Annotated in this window: 12 protein-coding genes; 11 read left to right on the top strand and 1 reads right to left on the bottom strand. The window is 60.6% G+C overall.

Features of this window, described 5'->3' with window-relative positions; all coding sequences use genetic code 11:
- Nucleotides 1–202: 202 nt before the first annotated feature.
- Nucleotides 203–1,135, bottom strand: a complete 933-nt coding sequence (locus tag D3P35_RS19720; RefSeq protein WP_118137051.1) for a WYL domain-containing protein — start codon at nt 1,133–1,135, stop codon at nt 203–205.
- Between the two features lie 170 nt (nt 1,136–1,305).
- Here D3P35_RS19720 and D3P35_RS19715 point away from each other — a divergent pair, with 170 nt between their 5' ends.
- The 11 genes from D3P35_RS19715 (at nt 1,306) to D3P35_RS19665 (ending at nt 13,262) form a co-directional block, all read left to right on the top strand.
- On the top strand, nt 1,306–2,439 hold the full coding sequence (locus tag D3P35_RS19715) for a hypothetical protein (protein WP_118137049.1): 1,134 nt from the start codon (nt 1,306–1,308) through the stop codon (nt 2,437–2,439).
- Between the two features lie 5 nt (nt 2,440–2,444).
- Complete coding sequence (locus D3P35_RS19710) at nt 2,445–4,715, top strand: ThiF family adenylyltransferase (protein ID WP_157982233.1); 2,271 nt, start codon at nt 2,445–2,447, stop codon at nt 4,713–4,715.
- On the top strand, nt 4,712–5,869 hold the full coding sequence (locus D3P35_RS19705; protein WP_118137045.1) for a patatin-like phospholipase family protein: 1,158 nt from the start codon (nt 4,712–4,714) through the stop codon (nt 5,867–5,869). Before D3P35_RS19710 ends, D3P35_RS19705 begins: the two co-directional genes overlap by 4 nt.
- 195 nt (nt 5,870–6,064) lie before the next feature.
- Nucleotides 6,065–6,400 carry a helix-turn-helix domain-containing protein gene (locus D3P35_RS19700; RefSeq protein WP_118137043.1) on the top strand — a complete coding sequence of 112 codons (336 nt, stop codon included), beginning with the start codon at nt 6,065–6,067 and terminating at the stop codon, nt 6,398–6,400.
- Nucleotides 6,393–7,640 carry a type II toxin-antitoxin system HipA family toxin gene (locus tag D3P35_RS19695; RefSeq protein WP_118137041.1) on the top strand — a complete coding sequence of 416 codons (1,248 nt, stop codon included), beginning with the start codon at nt 6,393–6,395 and terminating at the stop codon, nt 7,638–7,640. The genes D3P35_RS19700 and D3P35_RS19695 overlap by 8 nt, the downstream gene beginning before the upstream one ends.
- A gap of 444 nt (nt 7,641–8,084) precedes the next feature.
- The gene (locus D3P35_RS19685) at nt 8,085–8,711 is read left to right on the top strand and encodes a hypothetical protein (RefSeq protein WP_118137036.1); all 627 of its coding nucleotides are present in this window, start codon (nt 8,085–8,087) and stop codon (nt 8,709–8,711) included.
- Nucleotides 8,712–8,841: 130 nt separating this feature from the next.
- Nucleotides 8,842–9,081, top strand: coding sequence for a hypothetical protein (locus D3P35_RS26300; protein WP_157982232.1), 240 nt, complete (start codon nt 8,842–8,844; stop codon nt 9,079–9,081).
- 252 nt (nt 9,082–9,333) lie between these two features.
- Nucleotides 9,334–10,014: a hypothetical protein gene (locus tag D3P35_RS19680; RefSeq protein WP_118137034.1), complete on the top strand. Its 681-nt coding sequence runs from the start codon at nt 9,334–9,336 to the stop codon at nt 10,012–10,014.
- 132 nt (nt 10,015–10,146) lie between these two features.
- A complete protein-coding gene (locus D3P35_RS19675) occupies nt 10,147–11,841 on the top strand; it encodes a DDE-type integrase/transposase/recombinase (RefSeq protein WP_118137032.1) in 1,695 nt (564 codons plus the stop codon).
- 54 nt (nt 11,842–11,895) lie between these two features.
- The gene (locus D3P35_RS26295; protein WP_157982231.1) at nt 11,896–12,300 is read left to right on the top strand and encodes a hypothetical protein; all 405 of its coding nucleotides are present in this window, start codon (nt 11,896–11,898) and stop codon (nt 12,298–12,300) included.
- A 2-nt stretch (nt 12,301–12,302) separates the two neighbouring features.
- On the top strand, nt 12,303–13,262 hold the full coding sequence (locus tag D3P35_RS19665) for a TniB family NTP-binding protein (protein WP_118137027.1): 960 nt from the start codon (nt 12,303–12,305) through the stop codon (nt 13,260–13,262).

Here is a 13,262-nt window from a genome sequence, read left to right as displayed (position 1 = left end):
AGCAGTTGATCACTCGCAGGATCCGGAAGAGGCGGTCGTCGGAGAGACTGTCCGACACAAAGTTGAGGCACCAGCATCGTGGCGCCTCTGCCGTTTAAGCAAATTCCTCCGACCGATCCAGCACCAGGGGGAAAGCTGTTGGTGGATCGCGCTATGGTCGAAGAGTGGCTCCCGACCATCAAGCGTACCGCCGCCAATGCTCTCAAGGTTCACCAAGAGTTCGCCCCTCCAGTAGATCTGCTTCAGTATTGAATTCAATAATTTCAGATCGAGCCAAGGCTGATTGCACATCCTCCTTGTTCACGACAACAATATGTTGCCGCCGTGCGTCTTCTTTTTCGGCGTCACCCAACAGACCCAGTCTCTTGAGGGCGTAAAACAGCATTGCATTCCGGACTCTGAGGACCATAGAGCCATCCGACATGCCGTAGTCTTTAGCGACGACCTTCTTCTGGCTGTCTGTCAGCTGCGGATGGGGCGCAATCTCGATCCCGACATACTCTTGCCAGAGTGTGTCCTTGTCTCCCAGCGCCACGGGATCACCGAACGACCCGGCCTCTAAGATCCGAGGAAGCAGGAAATCCTTAAACCTGTTCTCCAAATGGCAGAATGCGCGTGTATGCCACCGGAACCCGTCATAACCGAAGGCATGGGGGGTAATGCGACGCCAAACCGGATCGGGTCGCTTAGTGTTCATCGACTGGTAGCACACATCGAGCGAACGGCGCTCCCGCATCGCCGTCAATACTGAGCGCAGTATCTCGGTATCAATGATGCGATGCGGTGTAACCGCTACGTCTATCTCCGGCACATGTGCCACCCATGAATCTTCTGGCCGAGACAGGCCTTCACCAAGTACGCGAAGCCGGGATAAATAGACGCTTGGATCAGGCCGCAGAAACCGTGTTCGGAACGTATGCGATGGGACGTAGCGCTTTGCGCTTTTGTCGTAGTCCACGTTCCCAGGTGCGGTGTCCTGGTACATGGCGAGATCTCTGGATGCCTGTGGGACCGAGACGCCGAACATCTCGATGATGTCGCCGCGATTGATCCCACCCTCCCAGAACAGCCGAAATTCGATGAACTCCAGTCTCTGCTCTACACCCCATCGGATTGCGGGGCTCTTTTCGTTCATGGCATCCTCACTTAATGGGTATCAAAACGATATTGACATCGTAGTGATATGCGTATAGTTTTGTATCCCATCTGGGAGCGGCAGTCAACATGCGATCATGGTTCCGAGCAGGGGCCAATGACCATGCGAGCGAGCGCCTCCGTTGTGAAACATCAGATGCGAGGCCTAACGTGACTGCGACCCTAACTTTCCACCCGCTCGGTAATGCCGACTGCACCCTCATCGACTTTGCCAACGGGCAGAAAATGCTCGTGGACTATGCCGATATGCGAAACGCCAATGATCCGTTCGACAAGCGGGTCGACCTGCCGGACGTCCTCAAGGCCGATCTGCGCGCTGCCAAGCGGGACAATTACGACGTCGTCTGCTTCACCCACCTCGACGACGACCATTGCTGCGGCGCCGGTGACTTCTTCTGGCTGGACCATGCAACGAAGTATCAGGGTGAAGGCCGGATCAAGATCAAGGAACTCTGGGTTCCCGCTGCCGCAATCCTTGAGGACGGTTGCCAGGACAGCGCCCGGATCATCCGGCAGGAGGCACGTCACCGCTTGCGTCAGGGCTATGGCATCCGCGTGTTCTCACGGCCCAAGAAGCTTAAGGACTGGCTAGAAAAGCAGGGGCTGTCGCTGGAAGCGCGAGCGCATCTGATCACCGATGCCGGTACTTATGTGCCGGGCTACTCGAAGTATGGGCAAGAACAGGTCGAATTCTTCATCCATAGCCCGTTCGGCTGGCGTCAGGACGACAACGGCATCATCGACCGCAATCAGGACAGCGTCGTCTTTCAGGCGACGTTCCGCGAAAATGACCGCGAGACCTATGCGCTCTTTATGTCGGACATCGACTGCGGTTCAATCGACCAGATGGTTAAGACGACCAAGCGGCACGGCAACGAAGACCGCCTCCTGTGGGACATCTTCAAGCTTCCGCATCATTGCTCGTACACAGCCATTGGGTGGGAAAAGGGCGAAGACAAGACCCAGCCGACCGAGGATGTCGAATGGCTCTGTGAGACCCAGGGTCGCGAGCGCCATGTTATGGTGTCGACCAGCAAGCCGATGCCGGTCAAGGGCAGCGCGGAGGACAAGGACGTCCAGCCACCGCACCGTCAGGCTGGCGCTTACTACAAATCCGTCGCCCGGGAGGCTGACGGTAGCTTCAAAGTGACGATGGAGACTCCGTCCATCGCCAAACCCAAGCCGATCCAGATCGAGATCACCGATCGCGGTGCGCGCCTGCTTACCATCTCGGCTACCGCCGGTGCTGCCAGTATCGTTTCGGCACCTGCGCGGGCGGGCTAATCTTGATGGAAGTTGGTCTGCATAGCTGGTGGGTTGAATTTGGTGACCCAATCAATGCTGCGGACAGCGCCATCGGCGCCGTCCGTATTCTGGCCGACTATATCAGTGACGGCGGTGCAGCTGGCGTTACTTTAGTTGGCGCGCGCCAGGCCGCAGACGGCCAGCTGGCCGCTCTACTTCTCGAAATCGAGGTCGAACGTCCGCAGGAACTCGCCGCGCCCATTCGGGGAATTGAACCGGTAGCTGTCGTCTTTGGCGAGGAATCAAAGCCGCCCAGTGTTCTTGCACTACGCTCGGACTTCCCCGAGACGATGCATCAGAATTGGTCACCCGAAGGGTATCCGCGGGCACTTTGCATCGATGATCGTCCCTGGCAAGAAGCGCGCCTGACTTACACGTCGGCAGATTTTTTGCGGCGCATTCAGCTGTGGCTGGCCAAAGCTGCTGCCGGCGACTTGCATGATCAGGCGCAGCCTCTCGAACCGCTCTTCTTCTACAGCCCTATGACGCTTGTTGTTCCAAGGGCCGCCTTGCATGATGGTGCCGAGCCTGCGGAACTCCTTGGATTCGTTCGAGGGGATAACATGTCGATCATTATCACTCAGCTGGCTGATTTGCGTCGGGACGACCCGCCGGCATTTGTGGTGGTGCCGGTGTCCGTCGCGCCGCAGGGGATGCAGCGTATCCAGTTCGCTCCCCAGGCGCTGAATGGGCTCGCCAGTCAGCTATCAGCGTGCGGTTTCGATTTGGTCGCTTTACTGCGGCAGAGGCTCACATCCTGGGCAGGCCTGGGAAACGACGCTGTGCGGCGACTTAATGCCAGGATCGCCATTGTCGTTGCCTTTCCGGTTTCCGATGAAGCCGGCCGGACTGCCCACGACCTGCGAGCGTTCGTTACTCATGAATGCGCCGGGGAAGTGGGGGTGGCACTGGGAGCCCTTGCAAAAAACAATAGCGGCAAGGGCGCAAGTGAGGCCTACCTTCAAACCTTGTTCTCTGCTCCCGACGCAGAACTACAGGCTATTCGCATCGAGCCTGCCGACGTTCACTTGGAATTTGATCGCAACATCGGCGCGGCCGTCAGCGGCGAAGTCGAGCCTGACCAGCGAAAGGCGGTGCTGATTGGTGCGGGTTCACTGGGCTCGCACTTGGCCACCACTCTCGCCCGCGAAGGACATTTCACCTGGACGGTCGTGGATGACGACATTCTCCTGCCGCACAACTTCGCACGCCATGCCCTCTTCCCGGATGATACGGGGGCTCCGAAAGCGCCTGCCCTTGCCCACTACGTCAGCAGGCTGACTGGCGAACTGGCGCATGGGCTGAATGCCAACATCCTGACTGCTGATGGCGCATCCCAAACCGGTCTGGCTGAGGCAATCTCAAACGCGGATCTTATCCTCGACTCCTCAGCATCGGTCGCGGTATCCCGGCACATTTCCAACCTAGCTGGTGCAGCGCGGCGTATTTCGATCTTTTTCAACCCGGAGGGCTCCGCCATCGTGCTGCTCGCCGAGAGCGCTGATCGGGGCATCAAGCTGCACGAGCTGGAAGCCCAGTATCATCGGTTGATCCAGACAAGATCTGACCTAGAAGCCCACCTTCGGGTATCAGGCGACGGCCTACGTTACAGCGGCTCCTGCCGAGCTCTGACCAACCGCATCCCTGCATCTTCGGCGGCGCTCCTGAGCGCAATCGCATCCCGCGCCGTGATCGAAGCGGCAAAGGCTCCATTTGGGCGTGTTTCTATCTGGACAGTGCAAGACGACCTTAGCGTTTCACTGAACCATGAAGATGGGGAGGCCGTCGAGCGCATCTCGCTTGGCGCATGGGTCGTCAGTTATGGTGCCTCTGTCGCCCAGGAGATTGTCCAGCTTCGGGCAGAAAGTCTTCCCAATGAAACGGGTGGGGTTCTCCTGGGCATTGTGGACACGAGCCGCCAGACCATCCAAATCGTCCGGGCAATGGCTGCGCCGGTGGACAGCAGAGGCAGTGCTCACGCCTTTGAGCGTGGCGTCATGGGACTTGCCGACGCTGTAAGCGAAGCAACCAAACGATCACTTTATCAGGTGCGGTATGTCGGTGAGTGGCACTCCCACCCTCAGGGATCATCTACAAGACCCAGCGCCACCGACATCCGTCAGATGTGCTGGCTGACCGAAGAATTGCAGAACGAGGATCTTCCGGCCTTGATGGGTATTGCCGGTGACAATGGCGCATTCAGGCTGATGTTGGGGAACCGGTCTGCGTACGATGCCGGAGAGGCGGCTCAATGACCGAGCCTAGTGCAGCCGAAGACATCCAGAGCAAGTTCGTCAAAAATGGTGTTGGCGGGGATTTCCTCCAAGCGCGCAAGGTCGAGGATACGATCGGACTTTGCCTGTCGGGTGGCGGATATCGCGCGACAATCTACCATCTCGGCGCGCTAATCCGGCTCAACGAACTCGGATATCTCGCTGGAATTGATGAGGTGGCCAGTGTCTCAGGTGGATCGATCGCAGCTGGCTTCCTGGCGCTGAAATGGAGCGATCTGGACTTCGACGCCTCTGGTGTCGCCAGGAACCTCTGCCACGAAGTGGTTGTCCCGCTCCTTCGCTTCGTTGGCATCGGGATCGACACCCGGGCCATCCTTTACAGCTTTCTCCCTGGATGTGCTGCCGCGGATTGCATTGCGCGCGCCTATGACCGGCACCTCTATCAAGGGGCCACTCTACAAGACCTGTCGGACAGTCCGCGTTTCACCTTTATGGCCACAAATCTCCAGACCGGTAGCGGCTGGCGATTTTCTAAGGCTTACGCGGCAGACTACCGCGTCGGCATCATAGACAAGCCCGATCTGCCGCTCTCAAAAGTAGTCGCGGCGTCATCGGCTTTCCCGCCTCTATTGTCGCCAGTTGCAATCGATTTGACGGGTCAACGCGTCAAGGCTGCCGCAGGTGCTGACCTTCACCGACCACCTTTCACCGAGCGCGCTGTACTTACGGACGGCGGCGTCTACGACAACCTTGGCCTGGAGCGTGTGTGGAAGCGCTGTCGCACGATCCTTGTCAGTGACGCAGGGAAGACGATCCCGGAAGTCGGAAAACCTGGCGGTCGATGGGTCGGGCAAACGTACCGGACGCTCAACATCATCCAGCAGCAAGTCCAGAACTCACGTCAGCGTATCCTGTTCGGCATGGCTAACTCGGGTCAGAGAAATGTCGTATACTGGGACATTGGGTCTGCGCCGGAGCAATATCGTATCGAACACGGTACGGCGCTGTCGCGTGAAGAGGCTCGCGAAGCGGCCGACTTGCGAACGAGGCTCAATCCGTTCTCCAGCGTCGAGCAGAGGCTTCTCGTTAAGGCCGGCTACGCCGGCGCGGATGCAGCCCTCAAGGCGCGCGGCTTTATCCCGGACATTCCGGCTAACTTTCCAGTTCTGCCCTGATGGCGCAAAGAGCACTGCGGCGATATCAGCTACGCCGGCGTAGTGCTGACTGTCGCTGGTGCCCACAACGAGCGACTGTAGACTAGCTGCCGGCCTGGGAAATGAAGTGGCGAATGACGCTGCATCTGTAAATCTCTTCAAAGATTGTCGGCTTCGTGCTACATATGCCTATAGTATGTAGTGCGAAGCTGACAGATGCCAACACCTCACAATCCTCCGGCCGCTGTGCGGCGCGCGCTGCGCAAGCTCGGCGCGGACATCCAGGACGCCCGGCGGCGTCGGCGGTTGCCGATGGCCGTCGTAGCAGAGCGAGCTTTCACGTCGCGGTCGACACTCCAGAAGATCGAGGCCGGAGACACCAGTGTCAGCATCGGCATCTATGCCAGCGTCCTGCAGGCGCTTGGGCTACTGGAGGGGCTAAGCCAGGTTGCGGATATCGCCAACGACAGCGTCGGCCAGGCGCTGGCCAGTGCCGACTTGCCGAAGAGTGTCCACCTCAAGCGGCCAGCGGGACCGTCGCGCGATGGCTGATTTCGAAGTTCACGTCGATCTGAAGGGCCGCCTGCATCCTGTCGGACTGGCGCGTAGCAACCGTGTCCGCGGTGGTGAGACCATCCTGTTCGAATACGATCCTGCCTGGCTCAAGGATGCGGAGCGGTTCTCGCTTGAGCCTGCTCTCCCCACTACGCGTGGCGCCTTTGCTCCACCGGCAGGGCTGTCGACCTTTGGCTCGATTGGCGACTCCGCGCCCGACACCTGGGGACGCCGCCTCATGCAGCGCGCGGAACGACGCAGCGCCGGACGGGATCGCCGTGCGGTGCGCACGTTGACCGAAAGCGATTATCTCCTGGGTGTCGCTGACGAGACCCGGCTTGGCGCGCTGCGATTTCGGCGGGTGGGCGAGGAACCGTTCCTGGCACCGATCCGCGCGGGGGTTCCCGCCCTGATCGAGCTCGGGCGCCTCCTGCAGGTCACCGAACGGATCCTGCGGGATGAGGAGACCGACGAGGACCTCCAGCTCATCTTTGCGCCTGGCTCATCGCTCGGCGGAGCGCGTCCGAAGGCCTCGGTCGTCGATCAGCATGGTCATCTCTCCATTGCCAAGTTTCCGAAGGAAACCGACGAATACAGCATGGAGACATGGGAGGAGGTCGCTCTGCGACTGGCTGGCCAGGCTGGCATCGTCACGCCGCACCACGAACTCATCGATGTGGCGGGCAAGAAGGTCATGCTGTCGCGGCGGTTCGATCGCGAGGGCACGGTGCGGATCCCATTCCTGTCAGCGATGGCGATGATGGGCGCCAAGGATGGCGAGCGCGGGAGCTATCCCGAGATCGTCGACGCTCTGGCTGAGCATGGCGCACAGGGCAAGACCGATGCCCAGGCCCTGTATCGCCGTGTCGTTTTCAGCGTGCTGATCTCCAATGTCGACGATCATCTGCGCAACCACGGCTTCCTCTGGCGTGGCAAGGCGGGATGGTCGCTGTCGCCGGCCTACGATCTCAATCCGGTGCCGACCGACATCAAGGCGAGGGTGCTGACCACCAATATCGATCTCGACGAGGGCACCTGTTCGCTCGACCTGCTGGAAGAGGCTTCAGAATACTTCGCCCTGACGCTCGCGCAAGCGCGCGCAATCATCAAGGAGGTGGCCACGGTCACCGCCACCTGGCGTGAGACCGCGAGGTCGGTCGGTGCGCGTTCGGCTGAGATCAACCGCATGGCCAGCGCCTTCGAGCATGAAGATCTGCAGCGCGCGCTGGCGCTATGACGCGACCATGCCTCCGCGGATTTGACACGCCATCGGTCAGGGTGCAGCCTCTTGAGGGCGGGTGCCATTTGATTGTGCCCAGGATGACCTCCAGAAAGGGAAGCCCATGAGCGGTCCGTTGATCTGCATAGCTGGCATGGTGATCAGCGTCGTGGGGTCAGTCCATTGCTGGCTGGTCTACCGAGAGTCTGCGCGCAGTGCCCGCGTCGACCCTGAAAGGGTCCGGCGCTTTGTGGAAAGCGCGCCGCTGCACCGCCTTGAGGAGCTGAAGGCGAAGCGCCCGGTGTGCCGGTGCTGCGGTGCGCCGCTCGAGGCGCGCGGGGCGTAAGCTCAGGCCGCGCGCGGCGCACCGTATATTTTACGGAAAAACTTTTACCGTAAACTTGACGCGTGATCTGCGAGGTGGCATAACGCTCCCAAGGACACTTCACGAGGACAGCTTTCATGGCGACGAAAGGGGAAATGGTGCGGGCGCTTGCCCAGCGGTTCGACCTGAACCCCAACAAGGTCGACGCGATGACGCGTGCCATGGCGCGCGCCGGACTGCGAACGCCTGGCGGCCGTGGCCGGGCGGCGGCGGACATGACGGGGGAGGATATCTTTCATCTCACCCTGGCCCTTGTCATGGGGCTGGAGACCAAGGATGCGCCTGAGGCCGTGCGGGAACTCTCGCAGCTTCGGCTTGTGCGCGGGAACCTGTTTCTTGACGGCCATATCCAATGGGAAGCCAACTGCGATGCGGGAGGGGAGAGCAAGTTGCTTGATGCCCTGAACCGGTTGCCTGTCGCTGGCCTGCAGCTGCATCGCACCTTTGGCGCATTCTGCGGCCACTGGCTCGAGGAGGGGTTCGAGGATGCCGACGAAGGGTTCAACTCTGCCCCGGTCTCTGTTGAGGTCAGTTCAAACGGGCCGCATGCCGTGTTCTCGCACCGATCCGACAAGGGCAGTCTGAAGCTCTGGTTTGGGGATGCTGCCAGGGAGCTGAGAACACCGGAGTGGGAGCGGCGGACGATCCTGTCCGACAAGCTCTTCCGGCGGCTGTCGCAGCTCGCCCACAGCGGTGCGTCCTGACCGAATCCCGGCGCCTTCCTGGCCCGGAAAGCCGAATGATTTGCCGAATTCGATTCGCGAAATCGGAGTGATTTCATGATGTGCGCCGCCGAATTGGCGTGCGTTCTCAACTATCCACAGAGTTATCCCGATGAAAATGGCCATTCAAAAATTTTCTGAAGCTCACAGCGCCCGCGTTTCGGGTGGTGCTGAAGAACTTCCGGTCATCTTTTCGCAAAATCTGCTGGATGATCTGAAAACCGGAGGCATGTGCCTTTCCGATCTTGAGGCCGGAATTTGCGAAAATTCGGCCCCCGAAACCCCGCTCTCCCGGCGGGCTGGACACGGGGAACGTTCGTCTTTTATGGGCAATTCCCGAATATGCGGCTGATCTCCTGACGCGGTTCTGATCTCTCAGTTCCACTCAGGTTGCAGGCGCTCATCGGAAGAAACTGTCCAAAGAGGCTCAAACACCCAAAACCAGATATAGGCGCTCGGCGCCCGAATGAACCGTGCGAAAGCCCGATCCCTGTGTTGCACCTGCCGATTAGCATGATGCTGCCGCCAGGACAAGGACGGCTCTCCGCGCATTTCCAAGATCGTCATAGCCCGAGAATGTCTATTTCTCGGGGCGGGAGAAATCATGTCTTATCTCTTTCTGCCGGGCGGCATTCGCTTGCCCGAGTTGAGCGCTGGCAACCGCAGCACTCAAGTCGCATCGAAGTCCCATTTCACGGGACATATCACTTTTGGCGAAGGCCACGGACGCGGCGTCGGCCTGGAAAGCAACCTTGAGAAGAAGGTGGCGCTCATCCTCCGCTATGCGCCGACCACGGCCGATCTCGTGGAGCAGCAAGCCTTTGACTGGTATGATGCTGATGGCGAGTACTACACCCACTATGTCGACCTTGTCTGCCGGCTGCGGGACGGCCGTCGTATCGGCTACGCGGTGCGTCCGATCCATCGTGTCAGCGCCGGGTACGAGGACGAGCTGGCCAGGGTCAAGCACCAGTCGCTCTCCCAGGGTGTGTTCGATGACTTTCGCCTCTTCACCGAGCGTGATGTGTGCCCCGTCGCCCTTCACAACGCCACGCACCTCCACTCGGTACGCATTGCGGAGCCTGACGCAGATCGGGCGGCTGCCGAGGTGATCGGTGCAATGCGCGGCGTCGAGACGATCGGGGCCCTGCGTGACCGGATCGGGATGGAGGGTACCGGCTTGCGCGCCGTGGTCCGTCACATCGGATCGGGGCACCTCCAACTCCTGCGCCAGGAGAAGATCAGCGAAACCTCCCAGGTCATCAGGGTGATGGCGCTGCACTAACCGCAGCTCTGTCTCAGTCCCTCTACCAATCATCCCCCATCAACCGCTGCGGCGGCCCGACTGCACATCGGCAGTGGGTTCTTTCCGCGCGCTCAAATTCCGGAACGACCGGACGACATCAAAGGAAAGAAAATGGAACTCAACTTCAATATCGACAACGTACGCTACGCCTTCGGGAAGCTCGACCGGGTGCATATCAACGGGATGGCCTGCAAGGTCATTTACCACTCCGAGGAGGGGTACGTCTTCGGTGCCGATGACAGTGAGGCGCTCGCGCATAGCTACTCGCACGAGCAGCTGAGCCGTTTGGGAGCGCAAGGCCGTATCCGGGTCGAGCTGGGCTACTACGATCCTGCTTCGGCCCGTAAGCGCCTGGTCCAATCCGCCAGCTTCATCGACGACCTGCCGTTCAAGACCCGGGTGCGCCTTTCCAAGAAGGACGCTTACTGCGAGGCGATCCTCGAGCTGCGCCGCGATGGCCTTATCAAGATGACGGATGAGAGCCTCGACACCAACATGGCGCTGATCAAGGGTAAGGCATTGGCATACGCGGGAAAGCATACCCGTGTTGGCGATAGAAAGCTCGATATTTCGGGCAATTTCGACGAAGCGCCCTCGCCTCGTACCTTGCGCCGTTGGCTGGAGGCAAAAGAAGAGCTGGGGCTGGTCGGGATGGCCGATGCCATGCACCGTCGCGGCAACCGCACTCGGGTGATGGGGCCTGAAGAAATCGGCCTGCTCATGACCGAGGTGCGGAAGTATCTTTCGCCCGAGAAGCCGACGATCAAGATGATCCATGAAGGCGTCCAAATCGCCTTCGACGAGCGTAATGCCGAACGGGTCAAAGTTGGGCTGGGTGTGTTGACCACGCCAAGCCGTGAGACGGTCCGCCGCGCTGTGCGCGAGCTCGATCCTTTCCAAGTGACCTTGGCCCGGGAAGGCGAGGCCGCGGCGCGGAAGAAGTACCGCCCGGTGCTCAACGGCCTGGATCTCACCCGGCCGCTTCAGCGGGTGGAAATCGACGAATGGCAAGTCGACCTGATCACCCTCATGAAGGACTCCGGCATGTTCGATCTCCTGCCGGACGAGGAGAGGGCTGCCATGGGGCTCGACAAAAAGAAGGCGCGCTGGTGGATCACCGCAGCGATCTGCTGCACCACGCGCTGCATCCTCTCCATGGTCCTGAGTCGGGAACCCGGGGGCGAGGCCGCTACCCAGGCGGTGCAGATGATCATGACGAACAAGGGCAAGTGGGCAGACGCCGTCGGCGCGCTCACCGCCTGGGACATGCATGGTCGGCCCGAATTGATCGTCACCGACGGAGGCCTTGCGTTCAAGTCCGAACGCTTTCGGTTCGCATGTGCTGATCTGGCGATCGCTACGGAGATCGCCATCAACGGCGTTCCGGAAGTTCGCGGGACCATCGAACGTGTGTTCAAGACCTTCGTCCTGGATCTGATGCCGCGCCTGTCTGGCCGTACCTTCTCCAACATTCTGGAGAAAGGCGACTCTGACCCCACCAAACGCGCTGCGCTGACCGTAGATGATCTGACCTTTGCGCTGGTTCGCTGGGTCGTCGACATCTACCACAACACGCCTCACCGTGGGCTGGACGGAGAGACGCCCATCGCCTGCTGGCGTCGTCTGAGCACGCAATGGGGTGTGATGCCGCCGCCGGACATGCACACTGCGCGCACCGTGTTCGGCCAGCATAAGACCGCTACGCTGGACAAGACCGGGATCACCATCCTCAAGGTCCGCTATCACTCCGAGAAACTGGCGGCGTGGCTCCGTCGTGAGGACAGCTGCACCGTCAATGTGCGCTGACACCCCAAGGATATCGGAGCCGTTTCGGTTCAGCTGGGAGATCGGTGGCATGAGGTGCCGTCTGTTGACGCCAGCCTCGAAGGAGTTTCCGCGCAAACCTGGCTGACGGCAACCCGCGCGGTTCGTGCCGGTAACCCGAAGTCGAACCGGTTGGATCTGCCGGCTGTCCGTCAGGCCATCAAGGCGATCGAAGAGCGCAACGAAGCCGCCATGGCTGAGGCGAGCCTGAACCTGGAGGACTGGTCTGCTGAAGCCTTCGATCGTGCGGAGAAGAACGTACTTGCTGGCGTGGAATTCCATGAGCGCGCCTCCAGCGCGCAGAATGACAGCGAGCTGGGCCGTGCCATTCGCGATCACGTCGAGCCCTCCGATGCCACGCCTCCGGCGCAGCGCACCGCGGCGAAACGTGCCGGCAGCGCGCCCAAGACCCAGACGACCCTGAACATCGAAGAGGACTGATCATGTCGCATCACGCTCAAACCGCACGTGCGCTCGAACATCTTCGGAGCCTCCACGTTGGCTCCGATATGGATACCGAGCTAACGGGCCAACTTGCGCGCCTCCTGAAACGGGACGACGAGGGGGAACTCTCCCCCGAGCCGATCCGCTTCACCCGGACCAATGAAACGCGCGGTATCATGGTCGTGGGCGGCGCCGGCAGCGGCAAGTCCCACCTCGTTCATCGCGCCCTGATGAAGTTTCCTGTCCTGGCAGAGGGGGAGTACGGCCGTCCGAGGTTCCTGGAATGCTCCGTACCGAGCCCGGCAACCCTCAAGAGCATGGTGCTGGAGATGCTCGAGAAGAGTGGCTACGGAACGGTGTCGCCGACCCGGCAGGTCTGGTCGCTTGTCCAGATCCTTCGCGAGCGCATGCGCGTGACGGGTACTGTTGTCCTGTGGATCGACGAGGCCCACGACCTGTTTTGCGCGGACAGGAACCTCATTCTGCGAGCATTGAAGTCCCTGATGCAGGGGGACGATGCCGTGATCGTTGTCCTCTCCGGCACCGAGGAGCTTGCGCAGGTTATCCGGACGGATCCCCAGGTTCAGCGACGCTTTTCGACGGTCGCTTTTGCGGCGCTGGTTCCCGAATTGCACGGTGACCTGTTCCAGCAGATCGTGGGCGACTACTGCCAACGAGCAGGCCTTGGTGCGCCGGTCGAGGCCGACCTTGTCGGGCGGATCTTCCATGGGGCGCGCTACCGGTTCGGCAGGGCGATCGAACTGATTGTGCGCGCGATCGAGGTGGCCCTCTACGCGGAGGCCAGCGATCTGACGATCGATCACTTCGCCCGCGCCTGGGCCATGCATGAAGGGTGTCCTGCCGACCAGAACGTGTTCTATGCCGAGCAGTATCGGCTTCTGCGCCTCGATCAGGCCTCCGAGGTGGCACCGCGTGTCTCGACGCGGCGGAGGGGTTGA

This window comes from Oceanicella sp. SM1341, from assembly GCF_003448965.1.
In the GTDB taxonomy this organism is placed as follows: Bacteria; Pseudomonadota; Alphaproteobacteria; order Rhodobacterales; family Rhodobacteraceae; genus Paroceanicella.
Note: the sequence above shows the minus strand (reverse complement) of the source record. Positions and strands in the feature narration are given on the sequence as shown.

Bases quoted from the DNA above. Each gene is read 5' to 3' on its own strand.
- D3P35_RS19720 (WP_118137051.1), bottom strand. From the start codon at position 1,135: ATGAACGAAAAGAGCCCCGCAATCCGATGGGGTGTAGAGCAGAGACTG.
- D3P35_RS19710 (WP_157982233.1), top strand. From the start codon at position 2,445: ATGGAAGTTGGTCTGCATAGCTGGTGGGTTGAATTTGGTGACCCAATC.
- D3P35_RS19705 (WP_118137045.1), top strand. From the start codon at position 4,712: ATGACCGAGCCTAGTGCAGCCGAAGACATCCAGAGCAAGTTCGTCAAA.
- D3P35_RS19700 (WP_118137043.1), top strand. From the start codon at position 6,065: ATGCCAACACCTCACAATCCTCCGGCCGCTGTGCGGCGCGCGCTGCGC.
- D3P35_RS19695 (WP_118137041.1), top strand. From the start codon at position 6,393: ATGGCTGATTTCGAAGTTCACGTCGATCTGAAGGGCCGCCTGCATCCT.
- D3P35_RS19685 (WP_118137036.1), top strand. From the start codon at position 8,085: ATGGCGACGAAAGGGGAAATGGTGCGGGCGCTTGCCCAGCGGTTCGAC.
- D3P35_RS26300 (WP_157982232.1), top strand. From the start codon at position 8,842: ATGAAAATGGCCATTCAAAAATTTTCTGAAGCTCACAGCGCCCGCGTT.
- D3P35_RS19680 (WP_118137034.1), top strand. From the start codon at position 9,334: ATGTCTTATCTCTTTCTGCCGGGCGGCATTCGCTTGCCCGAGTTGAGC.
- D3P35_RS19675 (WP_118137032.1), top strand. From the start codon at position 10,147: ATGGAACTCAACTTCAATATCGACAACGTACGCTACGCCTTCGGGAAG.
- D3P35_RS19665 (WP_118137027.1), top strand. From the start codon at position 12,303: ATGTCGCATCACGCTCAAACCGCACGTGCGCTCGAACATCTTCGGAGC.